Genomic DNA, 20,545 nt, shown 5'->3' with positions numbered 1-20,545 from the left:
GAGTTTTTTTTAGCTACATTTTTAAAATAATTACAATACAATGATTAAAAACATATTACGAATTAAGTTAGTAAGTATACTGCTAGCTATTTTTCTCCAGAATTCATTATACGCACAGTCTATCTGTTTTACTTTTGATGATGGTACTTTGGGTGACAGACCTGGCTATTCTTTTGAAAAATGGAATGCCATGTTGTTAAATAAATTAAAAGATAACAATGTAAAAACTACTTTGTTTGTTACTGGAAAAGGTAAAGACAGTGAACGAGGAAAACATTTATTAGAGTCTTGGAATAATGACGGACATAGTATTGCCAATCACACCTATACACATCCAAATTATAATAGTCCTAAAGTAACTTTTGAACAATTTAAAAATGAATTACTAAAAAATGATAGCCTTATTAAACAGTATTCTAATTATCAAAAATACTTTCGATTTCCATATCTTAAGGAAGGCAATACAAAAGAAAAAATTAAAGCTTTTCGTAATTTCTTAAAAGAACAAAACTATAAAAACGGATACGTTACTATTGATGCTTCTGATTGGTATATTGACAGTCGTTTAATCAAAAAGCTACGTACTGATCCTACTTTCGACCTCAACAAGTATAAAGAATATTACCTTGAACACCTTTGGAATTGTGCTCAATTTTATGAAAAATTAGCTTTTGAACTTACAGGAAGACATATTAAACATAACCTGTTATTGCATCATAATTTTGCTGCTGCCTTATTTATGGATGATCTAATTCAGCTATTTAAAAAGAAAGGTTGGAAGGTTATTTCAACACAAGAAGCCTATACAGATCCTATCTATAATGAATCTCCAAATAATGCTGGAGAGAGTTTAATATACGCGTTGGCTAAAGATTCTAAAAACTACAAAGGTAAATTACGCTATCCTGCTGAAGATAGTAGATATGAAAAGAAGAAAATGGATGAACTAGGATTGTAATAAAAATAACTCTTAAATAAAAAAAGCTGCTTAAACATTAAATCGTTTAAGCAGCTTTATAAAAGGAAAACTTTATAGTATCACTTTTTTAAAGCAAATTATATTTTAGCAAATATAATTCATAGTAGAAGGTTGATAACAACATACTTTTACTCCATTTTGGTAGATATAAGAACCATCTCCTCCACATTGAGTTGGTTTTACTCCACCTTTAACGTTTTTTAAAGTTGTTTTTGTTAATTCTTGAACTCCTTCTACTTTTAAAATTGCTTTTTTCATCGTAAAACTTTTTTTTGGGGTTAATAATAAAAATCTTTTTTTATCAGGCTCTAAAGTACCCCTATAAAAAAAAAACAACCTCTAAAAAGCCTTACTTTTAGTACGGTAAAACCTTATTTTTTACTATTATTTTTCTAACTCTTCCATTAATTCTTCTAACTTTCGTTCTGGCATTAACCACATCAAAGCTACAGCTATATAACATGCAATTGAAATCCAAGTATTTACAAAAGAAATTGGTACCGCTAAAAGATATATTATCATGGATATATAATCTTTAGTTCCCTTTCTACACAATTTTGATAAAGGGTAATTGTCATCATGATACTTAATTAAAACTCGTTCTAGTATAAAATAAGCTATGCCACTCATAAGCAAAACAAATCCGTAAGTAGCTACTGGTAAAGCCTCATTATAATGACCATGTTCACCAATCCAACTTGTGGTGAAAGGAATTAATGACAACCAAAACAATAAATGCAAATTAGCCCATAGTATACTTCCATTTACCTTTTTTGTAACTTGCAATAAATGATGATGATTGTTCCAATAGATACCTAAGTATATAAAACTTAATAGATAACTAATAAATACAGGAGCTACCGATAGCAATCCTTTAAATGTTGTGTCTTCTGGTGCTTTCATCTCTAACACCATAATAGTAATTACAATGGCTAAAACACCATCACTAAATGCTTCTAATCTACCAGTTTTCATATAATTTAACTTTATGTTATTAATACATATTTATCCCCCAAAACGCTTTGGTTCTGGTAAGGGAATCTTAACTGTTTCATTAGGTACTGATGGAAACTTGTCTTTTTCCCAATTTTCTTTTGCTTGTTCTATTAGTTTTTTATCAGAGGCTACAAAATTCCATTCGATAAAACGTTCTTCAGAAAAAGGTTCTCCTCCAAAAATATAGATAGTCGAATTTTCAGAAATAGTAAAAGCGCATAAAGTACTATCCTTAGCTACTAATAGCTGTTTCGCTTCATAAGTATGTCCATCACTAGTAATGCTTCCTTCTAAAATATATAAAGCACTCTCCCCAAATAAATGCTCCCCTATAGATACTGTTTTCTCTTCATCTGATTTTATTTCTATAAAATACAATGGACTATAGACAGGAATAGGCGACTGTTTTCCAAAAGCTTTTCCTGCTATGAGTTTAAAATGTATTCCTTCATATTCCCAACTAGGAAGTTCTGAAGCCGAAGCATGTGCAAAAGATGGTTCACATTGCTCCTCTTCTATAGGTAAAGCTACCCATATTTGTAATCCATGAAGCTTTTTAGTTGAATTCCTTAAATGTTCAGGGGTTCTTTCTGTATGTACTACTCCCTTTCCCGCTGTCATCCAATTAACTGCTCCTGGAGTAATTTCTATTTCAGTGCCTAAACTATCACGATGCAAAATAGCTCCTTCAAACAAAAAAGTTAGGGTCGATATTCCTATATGAGGATGCATAGCAATGTCTAAATTCTCTTTATTATTCATACTCACGGGTCCCATATGATCGATAAAAATAAACGGCCCTACCATTCGTTTTTGTCTAAATGGCAATAGACGTCCCACAATAAAATTACCAATATTAGCAGCTCGTTCTTCTATAATTAACTTTGTATTTGACATGCTATAATTTTCTTTTTTAATTCTAATTAATCTTTGCTCATGTAATTTACGAAACATTTTGTTTATACATTCTTTAGAATTTGTGTTTGTCTTTATTTTGAATTCTTTTATATTTTAAGTATATTTAACTAAATATCAACACACTAACACCATGGACAGAAAGACCTTTATTCAAAAATCTATAGCAGGAATGCTAATAGCATTACCGGCTTATATGCTTGTAGGGTGCTCCTCTGGTTCAGATAATGATCCAAGCCCAAATCCGAACCCAGATCCAGATCCAACTCCATCTGGTAACTGTATAGATAATGGAACCAATAGTACCATTAGCGCTAATCATGGACATACTTTAACAGTTTCTAAAGAAGATGTTCAAGCAGGAGCACAAAAATCGTACTCGATTCAAGGGAGTTCCTCTCACAACCATACTGTAACTTTAACAGCCGCTAACTTTTCTTCTTTACAAAGTAATAATTCTATTACCGTTGGATCTACTAACGATGACGGACATACACATTCAGTTACAGTATCTTGTGCTTAAATAACATTAACAAAAACAGCTTTTTAAAAAAAGCTGTTTTTGCTTTTACTAATTATACTTAACTTATGAATAGAAAAACATTTATTCAAAAAATATTAGCTACAATACTAATAACATTACCTGCTTATATATTTGTTAGGTGCTCATCAGATACTGGTAATGAGTCAAGCCAAAATCCAATTCCAATTCCTACTGGTAATTGTTTAAATAATGGTACCAATAACTCTATTGATCGTAATCATGGACATTCCTTAAATGTCTCTAAAGAAGATATACAAGCAGGAATAGATAAAGCCTATTCAATACAAGGTAGTGCCAATCATAATCATATAATAACAGTAACTACTGCAAACTTTTCATCTTTACGAAATAACAACTCTATTAATGTTACCTCAACCTCTGGTGGTGGACATACTCATACAGTTACAGTATCTTGTGCTTAAGTAATAAATGATATTAAATATAAAAAGTAGCTAGTAGGTTAGCTGCTTTTTGGTTTTATTAATCTTCTAAATACCCAAATTTTCCTGTATTAAAGTCTTGAAATGCTTTAACCAACTCCTCTTGAGTATTCATTACAAAAGGTCCATAAGCTGCAATAGGTTCATTTAACGGTTCTCCACTTAATACCAATACAATTGTATCTTCTAAAGCTTCTATTGTAAATGTATCTCCATCATTTGCAAACAGTATAAAGTGATCTTGTAAAACATCCGTCACTTCATTTACCCTTACACTACCTTCAACAGGTAAAATTGAAGTAGTATAATGAGCAGGAAATGTCAATTGTGTTTTCGCTTCTTTTTTCAACCTTACATTAAACATATTTACTGGTGAAAATGTTGATGCTGGTCCTTTATTACCTTCATATTCTCCTGCAATTACCTCTATTTCCCCTATATTTTCAGGTAATTGTACTTTAGCCATTTCAGCGTTTGCTATTGCTTGATATTTTGGCGGACTCATTTTATCTTTTGCAGGAAGGTTTACCCATAGTTGTACCATTTGAAACTCTCCTCCTGTTTTACTCCACTCAGTTTCATGAAACTCTTTATGTAAAACTCCTGAAGCTGCTGTCATCCATTGTACATCTCCTTCTCCAATAATTCCTCCACCTCCTGCGCTATCTCCATGCTCAACACGTCCTTTATAGGCAATCGTTACGGTTTCAAATCCTCTATGAGGGTGAACTCCCACTCCTTTTGGTTTATCTGTTGGAGGGAAATTATATTTCGAATTATAATCTAACATGATAAATGGATCCATACGTTGCATCGTTGAGGTTCCGGGAATAAAATTATGTACTCTAAATCCATCTCCTACAAAATGTGGAGTTCCTGGTTTTACTACTTTTTCTATACTTCTTGTTTTCATTTTAAAATCCTTTCTTTTAATTAATTTAAACTACAGGACAACTTCATTTCAAATGAGTTATCCAAATAATTACGTTTCATTTCTGGTTTGTTTTTAGACCAATATCCTTGTTTTACACTTTTAGAAAGTGCTGCTTCATCTTTGTATTCTACAATAATCGCTTCTGGGAATAATACCGTAATAATTTTTTGCAGTTTGTTTTTATCTATCTCTTTAGTATCTTTTGAAATAGCTAAAACCTTATATGTTTGTTGGTATAATTTTTCAATGGCTGTTTCGACATTACTAACAGTTGAAACTTGCCAATTCAAAATTTTAGGCATTGTTGTATTTTTTGTTACAACTAATGTTTTTAAATGTCTCATAATAAATCCTTTTTTATTTACTGTAAAATTACGGCAACAAAAAAAGGTATACATTGACCTATGGTAAGAAGTATTATTTGTGTGGTTTGAAGTTTTCTTCAGCTAAAGCTTTACGAACACGACTGAGACTTTCTGGTGTAATACCTAAATACGAAGCAATCATCCATTGTGGAACTCGTAACATAATATCTGGATACATGCTTACAAAATTTAAATAGCGATTTTTGGCTGATGCTCCTAATAATTGACTAATACGTTTGTATAAATGACGAATATGATTTTGTAATAGATGTTCATTTTGCTTTCTAAAACTTGAATTGACTTTTGAAACTTGGTCTATAAAATGCTCGTCTAACATTACAACTAACGTATCTTCTACGGCATCAATATAGTAAGTAGAAGGTGCTTGAAAATACACGCTCCCTCTATCACTCACAATCCAACCTTCGGTAGCAAATTGTAAAATATTCTCTTTCCCTTCTTCATTTAAAGCATACATACGGAGCAAGCCTTGTTCTACAAAAAAGAAATGAGAACAAATATCTCCTTGTTTTAATAAAAATTCGCTTTTTGAGAGTTTTTTTGTTTGTATAAAAGACTGTATCTGAAAAAAATCTTCTTCAAATAACCCTCCCTTTTCAATAAGAAACTTTTTAAAATTATGTAATTCCATAGCTAGTTTTAAGAAGTAGTAAAATATAGTATTCTATACATTTCCACAACTTTATTGAATATGTTTATTTTTCTGTACTAGCGATTACTCTACCTCTATAACTTATAGAACGCTTTTGAGTACTGTTTACATAAATAGTACTAGATAAGCTAGGATATACTCGAACTACAACATTGTAATTTTCAGTCGTTGTATTTTTATCTTTTATTTTAAAATTGATTTTGTAACTGTTCTCTTTATCCTCAGATATTACTAAATCTTTAGGAACTCCTTCAAATTCAATTCCACTATCTCTTCCTCCATAAGAACCACCTGCTTGTCGTTCACCAAAATAAGGCAAATACGCCGCAACAGTATCCCCTTTCATTCTAAAAAAATTGCTATTTCCTATCAAACTTATATTCCCAGCATTACTACCTGTTGGTAACATTCCTGCATTGGCTATTTGTGTCATTGCATAGGTTACTTGAGGTTCAGCCCACTCTGACTCTATTTCAAAAGTTTTACTTTGAATAAGAGTTTTTAAATTATCTATCTCTGCTTGAGTGGTATTTTTTGAAGAAGCACAACTAAACAGAATAAAAACCATACAAATCAATATACTATACTTTCTCATATCTCCTTGTTTTAAACCTTCTACAAGATACTCAAATCTTATGAAATTTTCAAAAAAACAAGGCTCTTTAACGTTTATTTCACTCGTTATCTGGTACTGAGAATAATTCTGGTTTTGCCCCTTTAATACCTCTGTAAAAATCGTAAATATGGTTCATATCCGTATTCATATCATCTGTGAGATAATATGGTGGAGCTACTTTAATCTGTTTGTTTTCAAAATCGAAAGCGAACATTACAATCGGTACCTTAGCTCCTTTTGCTATATAGTAAAAACCCGTTTTCCATTCTGTTATTTTCGCTCGAGTTCCTTCAGGAGATAACGCCAAACGAAATTCGTCATGCTGATTAAACAAATTCACTATCGCATCTACCTTATTAGTGCTCTTACTTCTATCTACAGGAGAACCTCCTAGCGCTCTAAAAATAAATCCGAATGGCGGTTTAAATAACGAAGCCTTTCCTATAAAATTGACTTTAACACCGTATGTGTTTCTTGCTAAAATAGCGATGGGAAAATCTTTCCAACTTGTATGCGGTGCTCCAATAACCACATACTTTTTTAAATCTCTTGGAAAATCGCCCACCAGCTTCCAGCCTAAAACTTTGTGAAATATAAATTTAGATATCATTTCGATAGTTATAAAAGTCAATGATACGGTTTTCCTTATAAAAATCAAATAATTTTAACCTATCTTGTCCTATATTTGTTCATCCTATAAACTTATAAACATCCTAATGAATACCACTCTTTTAATTATTTTAATTGCTATTAGTACCCTAGCTATTGGATTTATTATCGGAAACTTATTTTCTAAATTAAAGTTTAAGCAGCAAACAACTGATTTAGAAAAAGAAATTGCTACACTACAAAATCATCAAGCGAATTTAGAATTCCAAAAAAAGGAAGTACAAGAACGTTTTACTGAAAAATCTAAGGAAACAGAAGAAATTCGTCGTGAAAAAGAATTTTCGGCTATTGAATTAGCTAGAAAAAATGAAGAGTTGAAAAATCTACAGCTAAAATTGAATGAAAACAAAGAGGAAGTAGAAAAGCTACAGGATAAGTTCACTAAAGAGTTTGAGAATTTAGCCAATAAAATTTTAGACGAAAAATCGAATAAGTTTACAGAACAAAATAAAAAGAATATTAAGGATATTTTAAATCCACTTCAAGAAAAAATACAAACCTTCGAAAAGAAAGTTGAAGACTCTCAAAAAGAGAGTATTTCGATGCATTCTGCTTTAAAAGAACAATTATTAGGATTAAAAGAATTAAATGCTCAAATGAGTAAAGAAACCATTAACCTTACCAAAGCTTTGAAAGGAGACAGCAAAACCCAAGGAAATTGGGGAGAATTGGTTTTAGAACGCGTTTTAGAAAAATCTGGTTTAGAAAAAGACCGTGAGTATTTTGTGCAACAGTCTTTTACTAATGAAGAAGGTAAACGTATTATGCCCGATGTAGTGATTCATTTACCAGACAACAAAAAAATGATTGTCGATTCTAAAGTATCTCTAACCGCTTATGAGCAATTTATAAACACTGAGGATGATATAGAAAAAGAACGTTTTTTAAAGGAGCATGTAAATTCATTAAAACGTCACGTAGAGCAGCTTTCTGAAAAGAAATATGAAGATATTTACAAAATAGAATCTCCTGATTTTGTGTTACTTTTTGTGCCAATTGAACCTGCTTTTGCGGTAGCTTTAAACGAAGACAATACGTTGTATAATAAAGCTTTTGAAAAAAATATTGTAATTGTTACTCCAACCACGCTATTGGCTACGTTACGTACCATTGACACTATGTGGAATAACGAAAAACAACAACGTAATGCTTTAGAAATTGCACGTCAAGCAGGTGCTTTATATGATAAATTTCAAGGCTTATTAACCGACTTAGTGAATATTGGTAAGAAAATAGATGGTACTAAAGCCGATTATGCAGCTGCTATGAATAAACTAGTAGAAGGTAGAGGAAACTTAATTACAAGTGTAGAAAAACTTAAGAAAATGGGAGCAAAAGCTAAAAAAGCACTTCCTGAAAAAATTCTTGAACGAGCTCAAGACAATGACGAATAACAAAAAAGGCGTTCTAAATAATTTAGAACGCCTTTTTTTATACTTATCAAAAGGTTCTACCTTCTTCTTACATTACAAATAAACGTCTGTCATGCATTAAATCGTACACCTTCTCTCCTATTGCTACTAATACATCATCATTATCGGCATTCATTAACGCTTCATCAATTAAGTCAACGATTACTTCCATATCAGCTTCTTTTAAACCACGAGTAGTAACAGCAGCAGTACCTAAACGAATTCCTGAAGTTACAAATGGTGATTCAGTATCAAACGGAACCATGTTTTTGTTTACAGTAATTTCAGCTTTTCCTAACGCTTCTTCAGCAGCTTTTCCTGTAATATTTTTGTTACGTAAATCAATTAACATACAATGGTTATCTGTACCTCCAGAAATAATTTCATATCCTTTAGCTACAAATGCTTTCGCCATTGCTTGTGCATTTTCTTTTACTTGAATTTGATATTCTAAGAACTCATCTGTCAATGCCTCACCAAAAGCAATTGCTTTAGCAGCAATAACATGTTCTAATGGTCCCCCTTGATTTCCTGGGAAAACCGCAGAATTAATCAACGTTGACATTTTCTTTAATTTTCCTGATTTTAATTTTAACCCGAAAGGATTTTCAAAATCTTTTCCAATCATAATCATACCACCACGAGGTCCACGTAAGGTTTTATGAGTTGTTGTAGTAACAATATGACAGTGTGGTAACGGATCTGATAAAATCCCTTTTGCTATTAATCCTGCTGGATGTGAAATATCTGCCATTAAAATAGCACCTACACTATCAGCAATCTCTCTGAACTTTTTAAAATCAATATCACGAGAATACGCAGAGGCTCCTGCAATAATTAATTTAGGTTTATGTTCGTTAGCTTGTTGCTCTAAATGTTTATAATCAATATATCCTGTTTCTTTATCTACACCATAAAATACTGGATTGTATAACTTACCAGAAAAGTTTACTGGTGATCCATGTGTTAAGTGTCCTCCGTGAGATAAATCAAATCCTAAAATAGTATCTCCTGGTTGTAAACATGCAGCAAAAACAGCAGTATTCGCTTGACTTCCAGAATGTGGTTGTACGTTTACATACTCTGCTCCGAAAAGCTCTTTTGCTCTATCAATTGCTATTTGCTCTACGATATCTACTACTTCACATCCACCGTAATAACGTTTCCCTGGATATCCTTCAGCATATTTATTAGTTAAAACCGATCCTTGAGCTTCCATTACTTGGTCGCTTACAAAATTTTCAGAAGCAATCAACTCTAATCCGTGTAGCTGACGCTCTTTTTCTTCTTGAATTAAATCAAATATTTGATGATCTTTTTGCATGTTGTGTGTTGTTACATAAAGTGGTCAAAAGTACTAATTTTATTCTTCAATTTTTACGGATTTTATAAGAAGTATTTACAAAAACACTTTCGCATTTTTTTTACTCATCTTTTTGGGGTAAATTGAAAAAAATATGTAGGTTTGATGAAAATATAACAAAACGATAAATGGAAATAACTGCTAATAATCCGAATAGAAAATCTTGGTTATCTGTTGCAGAAAACTCAGATTTTCCTATTCAAAATATACCTTTTGGGGTTTTTCTTACAAAAGATGATATAATAACCATTGGTACAAGGATTGGTGATTACGCTATCGATTTAGGTGCTTTACATCAATTAGGATACTTTAAAGGTATTCCTTTAACAGATGATATTTTTCTGCAAGATACTTTAAATGATTTTATTGCCGATGGACGTAAAACATGGCGTTTAGTTCGCAATAGAATTGCTGATATCTTTGATGCTGAAAATACCGATTTACGTGACAATGCTGAACATAAAGACAAAATAATCTTTAGAATGGATGAAGTTGAAATGCAACTTCCTGTATCTGTTGGTGATTATACCGATTTTTATGCAAGTAAAGAACATGCTACTAATGTAGGTAGCTTGTTTAGAGATCCTGAAAATGCCTTATTCCCTAACTGGTTACAAATTCCTATTGGTTATCATGGTAGAAGTTCTTCTATAGTTCCATCTGGTACACCAATCCGTCGTCCTATTGGACAACAAAGACCAAATGAAGGAGAAACAACCCCTAATTTTGGTCCTTCAAAATTATTAGATTTTGAATTAGAAATGGCTTTTATAACTACTGTAGCTAATGATTTAGGAGATAGAATTCCTATTGATGAAGCTGAAGATTATATCTTTGGATTAGTGTTGTTTAATGACTGGTCTGCTCGTGATATTCAAGCTTGGGAATATGTGCCTTTAGGCCCTTTCTTAGGTAAGAACTTTGCATCTACTATTTCTCCTTGGATTGTAACCTTAGATGCTTTAGAGCCTTTTAGAGTAGACAACCCTAAACAAGTATATGAGCCTTTACCGTATTTACGCAAAGAGGGAAAAGATAGTTACGATATTAACTTACAAATGGCTATTCAACCAGAAGGTAAAGAAGAAACTGTAGTTTGTAATTCTAACTTTAAATATATGTACTGGACTATGGTACAACAATTAACACATCATACTGTTAATGGATGTCCTGTAAATGCTGGTGATATGATGGGTAGTGGTACTATTTCTGGTCCTACAAAAGATAGTTTTGGTTCTATGTTAGAATTAACTTGGAGAGGTCAGAATCCTATAAAGATGAACGATGGTAGTGAACGTAAATTTATTAATGACAATGACACCGTAATTATGCGTGGTTATTGCAAGAATGATAACGTTCGTATTGGTTTTGGTGAATGTTCTGGTAAAGTTTTACCTGCAAAAGAATAAATCTAGCAAAATAGTATATACTAAAAATCCAGTTCTTTCGAACTGGATTTTTTTGTCATTATTTATTTTACTCTTCTTCTGGTGGTGGATGTCCATGAATTTGTTCATACACTTCATCAAAATTACTACGTAAATATGTATTTAATTTTTTACGGTAGTCATCTTGTAACCAATCAATAAAATTATGGGTACTTTTAGAGATACATTTAGAATATCTATAAATTCTATCATCAATATCTCCTCCTAACATTTTTGCCAAAATTAATGCATCAAAAACATCTTCACTGTTTTCTACGCACATTTTAGCATGATGCTCGATTGATTTTTCTAATACTCGTTTTGAAGATTCTCCTCCTTGTATAGTATCTCTATAAACTTTTTTAACATCAAAATATAAGTCTTCTGAATTCGCGAATTCAGCTTTTACATCTGCCGGTAATTCATATCTGAACTCACTTTCAATCTCTTCATCAGACAATAAATTATCTAAATAGAAATTAGGAGCTCTAAACATCTTTTGCCAATCTAAATCGGCTCCCCAAGGTCCAAAACGATGAAAGTTATTTCCTAAATCAATTACATTAAATTCTGATTTTCCTGGAAAAATACGAGAACCACGACCAATCATCTGATAATACAGAGTTAACGATTTTGTAGCTCTATTTAAAATGATTGATTGTACTGATGGCTCATCAAACCCAGTTGTCAAAATACTAACTGAAGTAATAATCGCATTTGGAGTTTTATGAAACCACTTTAAGATTAAATCGCGTTCTTTTTTTGTATTTGTATTATCTAAATGAGCAATAGGGTACCCTGCTCTTTTAAAAGTATCAAACACATGTAATGATGTGTTAATACCATTATTAAAAATCAAGGTTTTAGTTCCTTTGGCTCTTTCTTCATAAGCTTGTAACAGCTTAGAAAGCATATCAGTATTGGTATATAAATCTTCAGATGATTTTACGGTATAATCTCCGTTTGCACCTACTTCTAACGAAGTTAATCCTACATTATAAGAGTATATGCTTGCCTTAGCCAAGTATTCATTTTCTATTAAAGAACCAATACTTTCACCAACAATTAGCTCATCATAATTGTCTTTCATTGGAAGCTTTATATTCGAACTTAAAGGTGTAGCAGTTACTCCTAGTAAGAATGATTTTTCAAAAAACTTAAATAATTTAGTAAATGAATTGTAATGTGCCTCATCAATAATTACCAAACCTACATCAGAAATATCTAACATATCGTCGTTTAAACGATTATTCAATGTTTCTACCATCGCGACAAAGCAATCATATCTATCTTGATCATCTAAACTCGCTTTACTATCAATAATTTTATTTTCAACACCAAATTCACTAAGCATTCTTGCTGTTTGCTTACATAATTCAATTCGATGTGTCATTATCAATACTTTCTTTTGATGATGTTTTAAGTATTGACGGGTTATTTCAGAGAAAATAACCGTTTTACCACCTCCTGTTGGAAGTTGGTATAATAAGTGATAGTTTTCTGGAGCATCTTCAAAACTTTTAAAAATTTTGTGCAATGCTTCTTTTTGATAATCGTATAAATTTTTTCCTTTCTTGGGTTGTGAAGTTGCTGTTTCGTTACTCAAATCTCTATAATTTTGAAATATGCAAAAATACGAGGTATTTAAGGAAATCCCACTAAAATTGGGAGTTTTTTTAGATTTTTTTCAAATCTACTTGACCTATATCATAATGAGAAGCATGAGTTACCACCTTTCCTTTTTCAATTACCAATAACTGAGGAGATTGATGTATTACATGAAATGAATGAGCTATTTCATTCGATATTTCTCTATAACTAAGCAAGTCTAAGTAATACATTTTAAAACTTTTCAACTCTTCATCAAAGCTATTTTCAAAACGTTTTATTACCATGCTGCTAATACCACATCTGGTAGAATGTTTAAAGATTACTATAGGTTCATTTTCTGACTGAATTTTAATTTCTCCTAATTGTTTTATATCCGTTAATGGAATCCAATTTATAAAAGATTCCTTCTTTGAAGTATTACTCTTCATAGAGTTAAAAAAACTATTCAACATTCCTATATATTTATTAATTTAATATCGGTTATATTATAAACAAGTTAAAGCAGTCAAAAAGTCAGCAATCACCTGTGTTTTAAAGACAAAATGGCGTTTTTAAATAAAAAAATAAAGATGGTATTGATTTTGACTTTCTCTGATAAAAAATAAACGATATGAATTTTAACAATTATACAATAAAATCCCAAGAAACCATACAACAGGCGCAACAATTAGCGCAAAGTTATGGTAACAACTTAATAGAAAACGAGCACATTTTTAAAGCACTACTTTTAGTTGACGAAAATGTATTACCATTTATATTAAAAAAACTTAACATAAATATTGATGTTATACAGCAAGTTTTAGACAAACAAATAGAAAGTTTCTCTAAGGTTACCGGTGCTGAATTAATGCTCTCTCGTGAAGCTAATAAAGCACTCAACGAAGCGGCTATCATCGCAAAAAAAATGAACGATGAATATGTTTCTATTGAACACTTAATCTTAGGTATTTTTAAGTCAAAAAGTCAAATAGCACAAGTTTTAAAAGACCAAGGTGTTACAGAAAAAAGCTTAACAGCAGCAATTGAAGAATTACGTAAAGGGAATCGTGTTACTTCTCAAAGTGCCGAGGAAACTTACAATTCTTTAAATAAATATGCTAAAAATTTAAATCAATTAGCGCAGGACGGAAAATTAGACCCTGTTATTGGACGTGATGAAGAAATTAGACGCTTGTTACAAATCTTATCTCGTAGAACAAAAAACAACCCTATTCTTGTAGGAGAGCCTGGTACTGGTAAAACCGCTATTGCAGAAGGGCTAGCACACCGTATTATTCGTGGTGATGTTCCTGAAAACCTAAAGGATAAACAAATTTTTTCTTTAGACATGGGAGCTTTAATTGCTGGAGCTAAATATAAAGGTGAATTTGAAGAACGCTTAAAATCAGTAGTAAAAGAAGTAACTAAATCGGAAGGAGATATTGTATTATTTATTGATGAAATCCACACTTTAGTAGGTGCTGGGGGGGGGCAAGGCGCTATGGATGCGGCCAATATTTTAAAACCTGCTTTAGCTCGTGGCGAATTAAGAGCAATTGGAGCAACTACGCTAGATGAATACCAAAAGTACTTTGAAAAAGACAAAGCTTTAGAGCGTCGTTTTCAAAAAGTGATGGTAGACGAACCTGATACTGAAAGCGCTATTTCAATTTTACGTGGTATTAAAGACAAATACGAAGCACACCACAAAGTTCGTGTTAAAGATGAAGCTATTATTGGTGCTGTAGAATTATCACAACGTTATATTACCAATCGTTTTTTACCTGATAAAGCTATCGATTTAATGGATGAAGCTGCCTCTAAATTACGTATGGAAATCAATTCGAAACCTGAAGAATTAGATGTACTGGATCGTAAGATTATGCAATTAGAAATTGAGATTGAAGCAATTAAACGTGAAAATGACGAAACTAAGTTAAAATCTTTAAATGCTGATTTAGCAAATCTAAAAGAAGAGCGTAATGAAATTAATGCGAAATGGCAATCGGAAAAAAGTATTGTAGATACTATTCAAAGTTTAAAAATAGATATTGAAAACTACAAACTAGAAGCCGAGAAAGCCGAACGTAATGGTGATTATGGTAAGGTTGCTGAGTTACGTTATGGTAAAATTAAAGATGCTCAAGAAGAACTTGATAAACAACAGGAAGTTTTAGCAAATCAGCAAGAAAACTCTCTAATTAAAGAAGAGGTTACCTATGATGACATTGCTGAAGTAGTAGCAAAATGGACAGGGATTCCTGTAACTAAAATGCTACAATCTGAACGTGAAAAATTACTAAAATTAGAAGATGAGCTACACAGACGTGTGGTAGGTCAAGAAGAAGCTATCGAAGCAGTTTCTGATGCAGTACGTCGTTCAAGATCTGGATTACAAAATCCAAATAAACCTATAGGCTCATTCTTATTCTTAGGTACTACTGGAGTTGGTAAAACAGAGTTAGCCAAGGCATTAGCTGAATATTTATTCGATGATGAAAATGCAATGACTCGTATTGATATGAGTGAATACCAAGAGCGTCATTCGGTAAGTAGATTAGTAGGAGCACCTCCAGGATATGTAGGATATGATGAAGGAGGACAATTAACAGAAGCGGTTCGTAGAAAACCTTATTCTGTTGTATTATTAGATGAAATTGAAAAAGCACATCCTGATACTTTTAACATTCTACTACAAGTATTAGATGAAGGTAGACTAACTGATAATAAAGGTCGTGTTGCTGATTTTAAAAACACTATCATTATCATGACCTCTAACATGGGAGGTCATATTATTCAAGAGAAATTTGATAATATGAAAAGCAACATCCATACAACTATGGAATTAGCCAAAACAGAGGTTTTAGGATTATTAAAACAATCTGTAAGACCTGAGTTTTTAAACAGAATTGACGATATTATTATGTTTACTCCGCTATCAGAAGAAAACATTAAAGAGATTGTAAAACTACAATTGAATAGCGTTAAAAAGATGATTGCAAAACAAAACATAACTTTTGATGCTACCAATGAAGCCATTGCTTATTTAGCTATTAAAGGATATCAACCTGAATTTGGTGCACGTCCTGTAAAACGTGTTATTCAAAAAGAAGTTTTAAATCAACTATCTAAAGAAATTTTATCCGGAAAAGTAACTACCGATAGTATTATATTATTAGACGCATTTGATGATGAATTAGTCTTTAGAAATCAAACCGACTTAATTAAAAACTAACATAAACCACTGTAAACCAGGTAAAAAGTGACATTTTTTCATTTCCTACAATGAAAAAATGTCGCTTTTTTAAATTGGTATTTTTTTTGAACTATAACATTAAAATTAATGTTTAACCAAAAAAAGTAAAGTTATGTTATTAAAGAGAACAGATTTCCCAGCATTTCCTAATGTTTTTAATGAATTTTTAAGAGATTGGTCGGCTACTAACTTCTCTGACACCAACACCACATTACCTGCTGTAAACATTAAAGAAACTGAAAATGAGTTTATGGTGAATGTTGCAGCACCTGGAATGAGTAAAGAAGATTTTAAGATTCATCTTGAAAACGACATTCTAACAATTTCATCAGAGAAAAAAGAAAGTCAAGAGAACCATAATGACAATTATACACGAAAAGAGTATAGCTACATGTCATTTAAAAGAAGTTTTACACTACCAAAAGGTATTGTAGATAGTGAAAAAATAAAGGCAGCTTATGAAAATGGCGAATTAAAAATTACGATTCCTAAGTTAGAAGAAGCAAAACCAAAGCCTGCAAAACTAATTAAGGTTGAGTAGATTTCATTTTTAGGCACGTTTTTATCGTATGAAAATTAAACACAGAAAGAGCCGCAAATTGCGGCTCTTAAAATATTTTCTCTTGAGTGTAATTAAAATCTTATCCCTACCCCAAAACCTATCAATAAAGGATTAATATCTACTTCAGCAGGAACAGTTGCAATACCTGCATCAACAGTTACATCTGTACTTAGTCCTACATATTTTGCATCTACATTCAAAAACCAGGTATCATCTAAATCATAGTCAAAACCTAACTGAAGAGCGTATCCAAACCCATTTTTATAATCGACATCTACAACTGCTCCTGGATCTGCATTGTAAAAGATAGTATAGTTTACCCCCGCTCCCACATAAGGTTTAAAATCGTTTACATTAAAATGATATTGTAAGGTTAAAGTTGGAGGTAATAACCAAACATCTCCTAAATCTACATTGCCTAAAGCTGTGTTTATGACCTTAACATCGTGATTAGTTGTTCCTAAAATTAATTCTGCAGCTATGTTTTCGGTAAAATAATACGTAAAATCAAGTTCAGGAATGAAATTTTCACCTATTTCAACATTTCCCCCAATGGTTCCTATTGTTGCAGATTCATTTGGTAAAACACTCACCCATCTAAAGCGAGTTTGCCATTTTTTAAAGTCTTCTACTTTGTTGGTTTCCTGAGCATTTACATTGCTAAAAAATAACATTCCTAATACAATACTTAATATAATTTTCTTCATAATTATAAATTTTAATTTTGAACAAAACTACCTTCCTTCACCTCCTAAAAATATGACTTAAATCATAGCTTAATAATTTTATTTAACAACTTAAAATTATAGTTATATTTGTGTTCCATTTATGCAAAAAAACATCAACATACAGAATAAAAAAGCTCGTTTTGAATACGAGATACTTGATAAGTACACAGCAGGAATTCAACTTACTGGTACTGAAATAAAATCAATACGTCAAAGTAAAGCTCGAATTACAGAAAGCTTTTGTGAGTTTAACGATAAAGGAGAACTCTTTGTCGTAAATATGTATATTGAAGAATATGCCTTCGGACATCATTATAATCACAAACCGAAAAGTGAGCGTCGTTTACTACTCAATAAAAAAGAATTAAGAAAACTTGAAAAAGAAGTAGAATCAAAAGGGAATACTATAGTACCCTTACGCTTGTTCATAAATGAAAATGGTTGGGCTAAGTTAGAAATTGCTCTTGCAAAAGGAAAGAAAACTCATGACAAAAGACAAACTATTAAAGAGCGTGACAGTAAACGTGATTTAGCCCGCATAAAAAAGGCTTTTAATTAATGAATAATACTTTTTTTAGCATTATTCAATGGAAGAAAATCGTATATTTTATTCTCATTTTATTTTTATTTAAGTTTTGCTTTTTATGTGGTTACAGTTTTAAAACCACACTTTCATTTTTCGATTTAGGGCTTCTTTCTATTTCTAGCGCATTATTATTAGCCTCAGGATATTTAATCAGTTTTTTTTATAGAAACCAACAAAAGAAAAGCAAAATATCAATACCTTTAGAAAAAGTAAAAATAAACTCTTCTTATTTATTAATTCTGGGAGTTTCTGTTGGTTTTATCCTATCTTTTAAAATTCATAAACCCTGGTATGGATTAATTTTCATTCTTTGTCCAATAGCTGTAATACTGTACTCAAAAAACAACCCTATCAAAAACTTTTTTAGCGGTATTATTACTTCCTTTCTTAAACCTTTTGCTGTATTATCATTATGGTGGTTTGATTTTCCCACAAACTTATCCCCTAGTCAATGGAATTTGTTTTTTAAACTACAAATGGTAACGATGCTCTATGTTTTAATATCGTTTTTAGGTAATATTTCAAGAGAAATTATTGTTGATATAATTAATACTAATGAGGATAACATACACAATCAAAAGACGCTTCCTATTTTATTAGGTAGAAAAAGAGCCAAAAACATTGCTTTGGCATTATCTATTATCACTTGGGTTTTAATTTTTTCTATTGCTATTACTTTTATTAAAAATAGGTTTATTTTTAGTACTATAATCCTTTTAGGCAATATACCTCAGTTATACTATATTTACCTTTTAATAAATGCCTCAGATATTAAAAATTATAAGTTTTTATACACCGTAAATCAATTTATATTTTTACTTGCTTTAGCAAGTATTCCTGTGGTTGGCTATTACTTTAAACATGTTATCGAATAAACTCTCAAAATACACAATCATACTTGCTTCAAACTCTCCACGAAGACAAGAATTAATAAAAAGTTTAGACATCCCTTTTACTGTGAAAATAAAAGAAGTAAAAGAAGTGTACCCTAAAGAATTAAAACAGGCTGAAATAACAGATTATCTTTCTACTTTAAAAGCTTCTCCTTTCAAATCTGAACTACAAGAAAATGATCTTTTAATAACTTCCGATACTATTGTTTGGTCAAACAATAAAGCCTTAGGCAAACCTAAAAACTATGAAGAGGCATTCAATATGATTAAAGAATTGTCTAACGCAACACACAAAGTAATTACCTCTATATGCATCACTAATAAATCCTTTCAACATGTCTTTAACGACACAACAACTGTTACTTTTAGAGAACTACTTGATGAAGAGATAAATTACTATATAACTAACTACAAACCTTTTGATAAAGCAGGAGCATATGGAATTCAAGAATGGATTGGTAAAATAGGGATTACAAAAATAGAAGGAAGTTATTTTAATGTTATGGGATTTCCTGTTCATAAACTTTATAAAGAATTATCAAAATTATAAGGTTACCTTTTTATAAAAGATTATTTTTGACACGTATTTATACAACACAAACTGATGAAAAAATATACTTATACTGAAAAAAAAGATACCCGATCTGGGTTTGGTGATGGTTTAACCGAATTAGGAAAAACAAATCCTGATGTGGTGGCTTTATGTGCAGATTTAACAGGCTCTTTAAAAATGAATGAGTTTGCCAAAAACCATCCTGAACGTTTCTTTCAAGTTGGGATTGCTGAAGCGAATATGATGGGAATTGCTGCTGGATTAACAATAGGAGGTAAAATTCCTTTTACTGGTACATTTGCTAACTTTTCTACAGGTCGTGTGTACGACCAAATTCGTCAATCAATCGCGTATTCTGATAAAAATGTAAAAATTTGTGCTTCTCACGCAGGATTAACTTTAGGTGAAGATGGAGCAACGCATCAAATTTTAGAAGATATAGGGCTAATGAAAATGCTACCAGGTATGACAGTAATTAATACTTGTGATTATAGCCAAACCAAAGCAGCTACCTTAGCAATTGCTGAGCATGAAGGACCTGTATACTTACGTTTTGGTAGACCTAGCGTTCCTGTTTTTATGACAGACCAACCTTTTGAAATTGGAAAAGCTATTCAACTAACCGAAGGTACTGATGTTACTATTGTAGCAACGGGTCATTTAGTTTGGGAAGCTTTACAAGCCGCAGAGCAACTAGAAGAAAAAGGTATTTCTGCTGAAGTAATAAATATACACACTATTAAACCTTTAGATGAAGAAGCTATTTTAACATCTGTTGCTAAAACAGGTTGTATAGTTACTGCCGAAGAACACAACAAATATGGAGGTTTAGGAGAAAGCGTAGCTCGTTGTTTAGCTACAAACAACCCTACTCCACAAGAGTTTGTTGCTGTAAACGATAGCTTTGGTGAATCTGCAACTCCTGCTGAGTTAATGAAGAAATACGGATTAAATGACGAAGCTATAGTTAAAGCTGTAGAGAAAGTTATTTCTAGAAAATAAACTCAATATTGTTAACAATAAATACATCACTTTTAAGGTTTA

The 20,545-nt window shown here is 31.6% G+C and carries 23 protein-coding genes; 11 read left to right on the top strand and 12 right to left on the bottom strand.

The window, feature by feature from the left end:
- Positions 1 to 40: 40 nt before the first annotated feature.
- Entirely contained in the window at positions 41 to 958 is a 918-nt protein-coding gene (locus DFQ07_RS09670) for a polysaccharide deacetylase family protein (RefSeq protein WP_133536268.1), read from the top strand.
- A gap of 105 nt (positions 959 to 1,063) precedes the next feature.
- Here the strand turns inward: DFQ07_RS09670 and DFQ07_RS15595 are convergent, their stop codons facing one another.
- The 3 genes from DFQ07_RS15595 to DFQ07_RS09660 all read right to left on the bottom strand — a co-directional run bounded on the left by DFQ07_RS15595 (position 1,064) and on the right by DFQ07_RS09660 (position 2,872).
- Complete coding sequence (locus tag DFQ07_RS15595) at positions 1,064 to 1,237, bottom strand: hypothetical protein (RefSeq protein WP_166627761.1); 174 nt, start codon at positions 1,235 to 1,237, stop codon at positions 1,064 to 1,066.
- A gap of 126 nt (positions 1,238 to 1,363) precedes the next feature.
- The gene (locus DFQ07_RS09665; protein ID WP_133536266.1) at positions 1,364 to 1,954 is read right to left on the bottom strand and encodes a TMEM175 family protein; all 591 of its coding nucleotides are present in this window, start codon (positions 1,952 to 1,954) and stop codon (positions 1,364 to 1,366) included.
- 30 nt (positions 1,955 to 1,984) lie between these two features.
- A complete protein-coding gene (locus DFQ07_RS09660) occupies positions 1,985 to 2,872 on the bottom strand; it encodes a pirin family protein (protein WP_133536264.1) in 888 nt (295 codons plus the stop codon).
- Positions 2,873 to 3,023: 151 nt separating this feature from the next.
- Between DFQ07_RS09660 and DFQ07_RS09655 the strand changes: the two genes are divergently transcribed.
- Together DFQ07_RS09655 and DFQ07_RS09650 are read left to right on the top strand one after the other, a co-directional pair.
- Positions 3,024 to 3,413, top strand: coding sequence for a hypothetical protein (locus DFQ07_RS09655; protein WP_133536262.1), 390 nt, complete (start codon positions 3,024 to 3,026; stop codon positions 3,411 to 3,413).
- A gap of 65 nt (positions 3,414 to 3,478) precedes the next feature.
- Positions 3,479 to 3,856, top strand: coding sequence for a hypothetical protein (locus DFQ07_RS09650; protein WP_133536260.1), 378 nt, complete (start codon positions 3,479 to 3,481; stop codon positions 3,854 to 3,856).
- A 58-nt stretch (positions 3,857 to 3,914) separates the two neighbouring features.
- Here the strand turns inward: DFQ07_RS09650 and DFQ07_RS09645 are convergent, their stop codons facing one another.
- The 5 genes from DFQ07_RS09645 to DFQ07_RS09625 all read right to left on the bottom strand — a co-directional run bounded on the left by DFQ07_RS09645 (position 3,915) and on the right by DFQ07_RS09625 (position 7,078).
- The gene (locus DFQ07_RS09645; protein WP_133536258.1) at positions 3,915 to 4,787 is read right to left on the bottom strand and encodes a pirin family protein; all 873 of its coding nucleotides are present in this window, start codon (positions 4,785 to 4,787) and stop codon (positions 3,915 to 3,917) included.
- 20 nt (positions 4,788 to 4,807) lie between these two features.
- A complete protein-coding gene (locus tag DFQ07_RS09640; protein WP_133536256.1) occupies positions 4,808 to 5,152 on the bottom strand; it encodes a hypothetical protein in 345 nt (114 codons plus the stop codon).
- A gap of 73 nt (positions 5,153 to 5,225) precedes the next feature.
- A complete protein-coding gene (locus tag DFQ07_RS09635) occupies positions 5,226 to 5,825 on the bottom strand; it encodes a Crp/Fnr family transcriptional regulator (protein ID WP_133536254.1) in 600 nt (199 codons plus the stop codon).
- 64 nt (positions 5,826 to 5,889) lie between these two features.
- Entirely contained in the window at positions 5,890 to 6,441 is a 552-nt protein-coding gene (locus DFQ07_RS09630) for a DUF4251 domain-containing protein (RefSeq protein WP_133536252.1), read from the bottom strand.
- A gap of 79 nt (positions 6,442 to 6,520) precedes the next feature.
- Complete coding sequence (locus DFQ07_RS09625; RefSeq protein ID WP_133536774.1) at positions 6,521 to 7,078, bottom strand: 1-acyl-sn-glycerol-3-phosphate acyltransferase; 558 nt, start codon at positions 7,076 to 7,078, stop codon at positions 6,521 to 6,523.
- 100 nt (positions 7,079 to 7,178) lie between these two features.
- Here DFQ07_RS09625 and rmuC point away from each other — a divergent pair, with 100 nt between their 5' ends.
- Positions 7,179 to 8,525: a DNA recombination protein RmuC gene (gene rmuC / locus DFQ07_RS09620; RefSeq protein ID WP_133536250.1), complete on the top strand. Its 1,347-nt coding sequence runs from the start codon at positions 7,179 to 7,181 to the stop codon at positions 8,523 to 8,525.
- Positions 8,526 to 8,592: 67 nt separating this feature from the next.
- On the opposite strand, the gene glyA is transcribed toward rmuC, so the two are convergent.
- Positions 8,593 to 9,867 (bottom strand): serine hydroxymethyltransferase, encoded by a 1,275-nt coding sequence (gene glyA, locus DFQ07_RS09615; protein WP_133536248.1) that lies wholly within the window; start codon positions 9,865 to 9,867, stop codon positions 8,593 to 8,595.
- A 167-nt stretch (positions 9,868 to 10,034) separates the two neighbouring features.
- Here glyA and fahA point away from each other — a divergent pair, with 167 nt between their 5' ends.
- The gene (gene fahA, locus DFQ07_RS09610) at positions 10,035 to 11,315 is read left to right on the top strand and encodes a fumarylacetoacetase (protein ID WP_133536246.1); all 1,281 of its coding nucleotides are present in this window, start codon (positions 10,035 to 10,037) and stop codon (positions 11,313 to 11,315) included.
- A gap of 67 nt (positions 11,316 to 11,382) precedes the next feature.
- On the opposite strand, the gene DFQ07_RS09605 is transcribed toward fahA, so the two are convergent.
- Together DFQ07_RS09605 and ytxJ are read right to left on the bottom strand one after the other, a co-directional pair.
- On the bottom strand, positions 11,383 to 12,939 hold the full coding sequence (locus DFQ07_RS09605) for a DEAD/DEAH box helicase (protein WP_133536244.1): 1,557 nt from the start codon (positions 12,937 to 12,939) through the stop codon (positions 11,383 to 11,385).
- 70 nt (positions 12,940 to 13,009) lie between these two features.
- Positions 13,010 to 13,372 carry a bacillithiol system redox-active protein YtxJ gene (gene ytxJ, locus DFQ07_RS09600; protein WP_243743957.1) on the bottom strand — a complete coding sequence of 121 codons (363 nt, stop codon included), beginning with the start codon at positions 13,370 to 13,372 and terminating at the stop codon, positions 13,010 to 13,012.
- A 182-nt stretch (positions 13,373 to 13,554) separates the two neighbouring features.
- Here ytxJ and clpB point away from each other — a divergent pair, with 182 nt between their 5' ends.
- A complete protein-coding gene (gene clpB / locus DFQ07_RS09595; protein WP_133536240.1) occupies positions 13,555 to 16,158 on the top strand; it encodes an ATP-dependent chaperone ClpB in 2,604 nt (867 codons plus the stop codon).
- 133 nt (positions 16,159 to 16,291) lie between these two features.
- Positions 16,292 to 16,720 carry an Hsp20/alpha crystallin family protein gene (locus tag DFQ07_RS09590; RefSeq protein WP_133536238.1) on the top strand — a complete coding sequence of 143 codons (429 nt, stop codon included), beginning with the start codon at positions 16,292 to 16,294 and terminating at the stop codon, positions 16,718 to 16,720.
- A 92-nt stretch (positions 16,721 to 16,812) separates the two neighbouring features.
- Here the strand turns inward: DFQ07_RS09590 and DFQ07_RS09585 are convergent, their stop codons facing one another.
- Positions 16,813 to 17,448, bottom strand: a complete 636-nt coding sequence (locus DFQ07_RS09585) for an OmpW/AlkL family protein (RefSeq protein WP_133536236.1) — start codon at positions 17,446 to 17,448, stop codon at positions 16,813 to 16,815.
- 121 nt (positions 17,449 to 17,569) lie between these two features.
- Between DFQ07_RS09585 and smpB the strand changes: the two genes are divergently transcribed.
- Genes smpB through DFQ07_RS09565 form a run of 4 tightly spaced genes read left to right on the top strand, consistent with a single transcriptional unit; the run spans position 17,570 to position 20,503 of the window.
- Positions 17,570 to 18,028, top strand: coding sequence for an SsrA-binding protein SmpB (gene smpB / locus DFQ07_RS09580; RefSeq protein WP_133536234.1), 459 nt, complete (start codon positions 17,570 to 17,572; stop codon positions 18,026 to 18,028).
- Positions 18,028 to 18,930, top strand: a complete 903-nt coding sequence (locus DFQ07_RS09575) for a UbiA prenyltransferase family protein (protein ID WP_133536232.1) — start codon at positions 18,028 to 18,030, stop codon at positions 18,928 to 18,930. Before smpB ends, DFQ07_RS09575 begins: the two co-directional genes overlap by 1 nt.
- The gene (locus DFQ07_RS09570; protein WP_133536230.1) at positions 18,917 to 19,498 is read left to right on the top strand and encodes a Maf-like protein; all 582 of its coding nucleotides are present in this window, start codon (positions 18,917 to 18,919) and stop codon (positions 19,496 to 19,498) included. The genes DFQ07_RS09575 and DFQ07_RS09570 overlap by 14 nt, the downstream gene beginning before the upstream one ends.
- 54 nt (positions 19,499 to 19,552) lie before the next feature.
- A complete protein-coding gene (locus DFQ07_RS09565; RefSeq protein WP_133536228.1) occupies positions 19,553 to 20,503 on the top strand; it encodes a transketolase family protein in 951 nt (316 codons plus the stop codon).
- Positions 20,504 to 20,545 lie beyond the last annotated feature (42 nt).

The sequence above is a fragment of the Tenacibaculum caenipelagi genome, from assembly GCF_004363005.1.
Lineage (GTDB): Bacteria > Bacteroidota > Bacteroidia > Flavobacteriales > Flavobacteriaceae > Polaribacter > Polaribacter caenipelagi.
The sequence above is the reverse complement of the archived record's forward strand: the minus strand, read 5'-3'. Positions and strand labels throughout refer to the sequence as shown.

Excerpts from the sequence above, each read along its gene's own strand:
- DFQ07_RS09670 (WP_133536268.1), top strand. The coding sequence starts at position 41 with ATGATTAAAAACATATTACGAATTAAGTTAGTAAGTATACTGCTAGCT.
- DFQ07_RS15595 (WP_166627761.1), bottom strand. The coding sequence starts at position 1,237 with ATGAAAAAAGCAATTTTAAAAGTAGAAGGAGTTCAAGAATTAACAAAA.
- DFQ07_RS09665 (WP_133536266.1), bottom strand. The coding sequence starts at position 1,954 with ATGAAAACTGGTAGATTAGAAGCATTTAGTGATGGTGTTTTAGCCATT.
- DFQ07_RS09660 (WP_133536264.1), bottom strand. The coding sequence starts at position 2,872 with ATGTCAAATACAAAGTTAATTATAGAAGAACGAGCTGCTAATATTGGT.
- DFQ07_RS09655 (WP_133536262.1), top strand. The coding sequence starts at position 3,024 with ATGGACAGAAAGACCTTTATTCAAAAATCTATAGCAGGAATGCTAATA.
- DFQ07_RS09650 (WP_133536260.1), top strand. The coding sequence starts at position 3,479 with ATGAATAGAAAAACATTTATTCAAAAAATATTAGCTACAATACTAATA.
- DFQ07_RS09645 (WP_133536258.1), bottom strand. The coding sequence starts at position 4,787 with ATGAAAACAAGAAGTATAGAAAAAGTAGTAAAACCAGGAACTCCACAT.
- DFQ07_RS09640 (WP_133536256.1), bottom strand. The coding sequence starts at position 5,152 with ATGAGACATTTAAAAACATTAGTTGTAACAAAAAATACAACAATGCCT.
- DFQ07_RS09635 (WP_133536254.1), bottom strand. The coding sequence starts at position 5,825 with ATGGAATTACATAATTTTAAAAAGTTTCTTATTGAAAAGGGAGGGTTA.
- DFQ07_RS09630 (WP_133536252.1), bottom strand. The coding sequence starts at position 6,441 with ATGAGAAAGTATAGTATATTGATTTGTATGGTTTTTATTCTGTTTAGT.
- rmuC (WP_133536250.1), top strand. The coding sequence starts at position 7,179 with ATGAATACCACTCTTTTAATTATTTTAATTGCTATTAGTACCCTAGCT.
- glyA (WP_133536248.1), bottom strand. The coding sequence starts at position 9,867 with ATGCAAAAAGATCATCAAATATTTGATTTAATTCAAGAAGAAAAAGAG.
- fahA (WP_133536246.1), top strand. The coding sequence starts at position 10,035 with ATGGAAATAACTGCTAATAATCCGAATAGAAAATCTTGGTTATCTGTT.
- ytxJ (WP_243743957.1), bottom strand. The coding sequence starts at position 13,372 with ATGAAGAGTAATACTTCAAAGAAGGAATCTTTTATAAATTGGATTCCA.
- clpB (WP_133536240.1), top strand. The coding sequence starts at position 13,555 with ATGAATTTTAACAATTATACAATAAAATCCCAAGAAACCATACAACAG.
- DFQ07_RS09590 (WP_133536238.1), top strand. The coding sequence starts at position 16,292 with ATGTTATTAAAGAGAACAGATTTCCCAGCATTTCCTAATGTTTTTAAT.
- DFQ07_RS09585 (WP_133536236.1), bottom strand. The coding sequence starts at position 17,448 with ATGAAGAAAATTATATTAAGTATTGTATTAGGAATGTTATTTTTTAGC.
- smpB (WP_133536234.1), top strand. The coding sequence starts at position 17,570 with ATGCAAAAAAACATCAACATACAGAATAAAAAAGCTCGTTTTGAATAC.
- DFQ07_RS09575 (WP_133536232.1), top strand. The coding sequence starts at position 18,028 with ATGAATAATACTTTTTTTAGCATTATTCAATGGAAGAAAATCGTATAT.
- DFQ07_RS09570 (WP_133536230.1), top strand. The coding sequence starts at position 18,917 with ATGTTATCGAATAAACTCTCAAAATACACAATCATACTTGCTTCAAAC.
- DFQ07_RS09565 (WP_133536228.1), top strand. The coding sequence starts at position 19,553 with ATGAAAAAATATACTTATACTGAAAAAAAAGATACCCGATCTGGGTTT.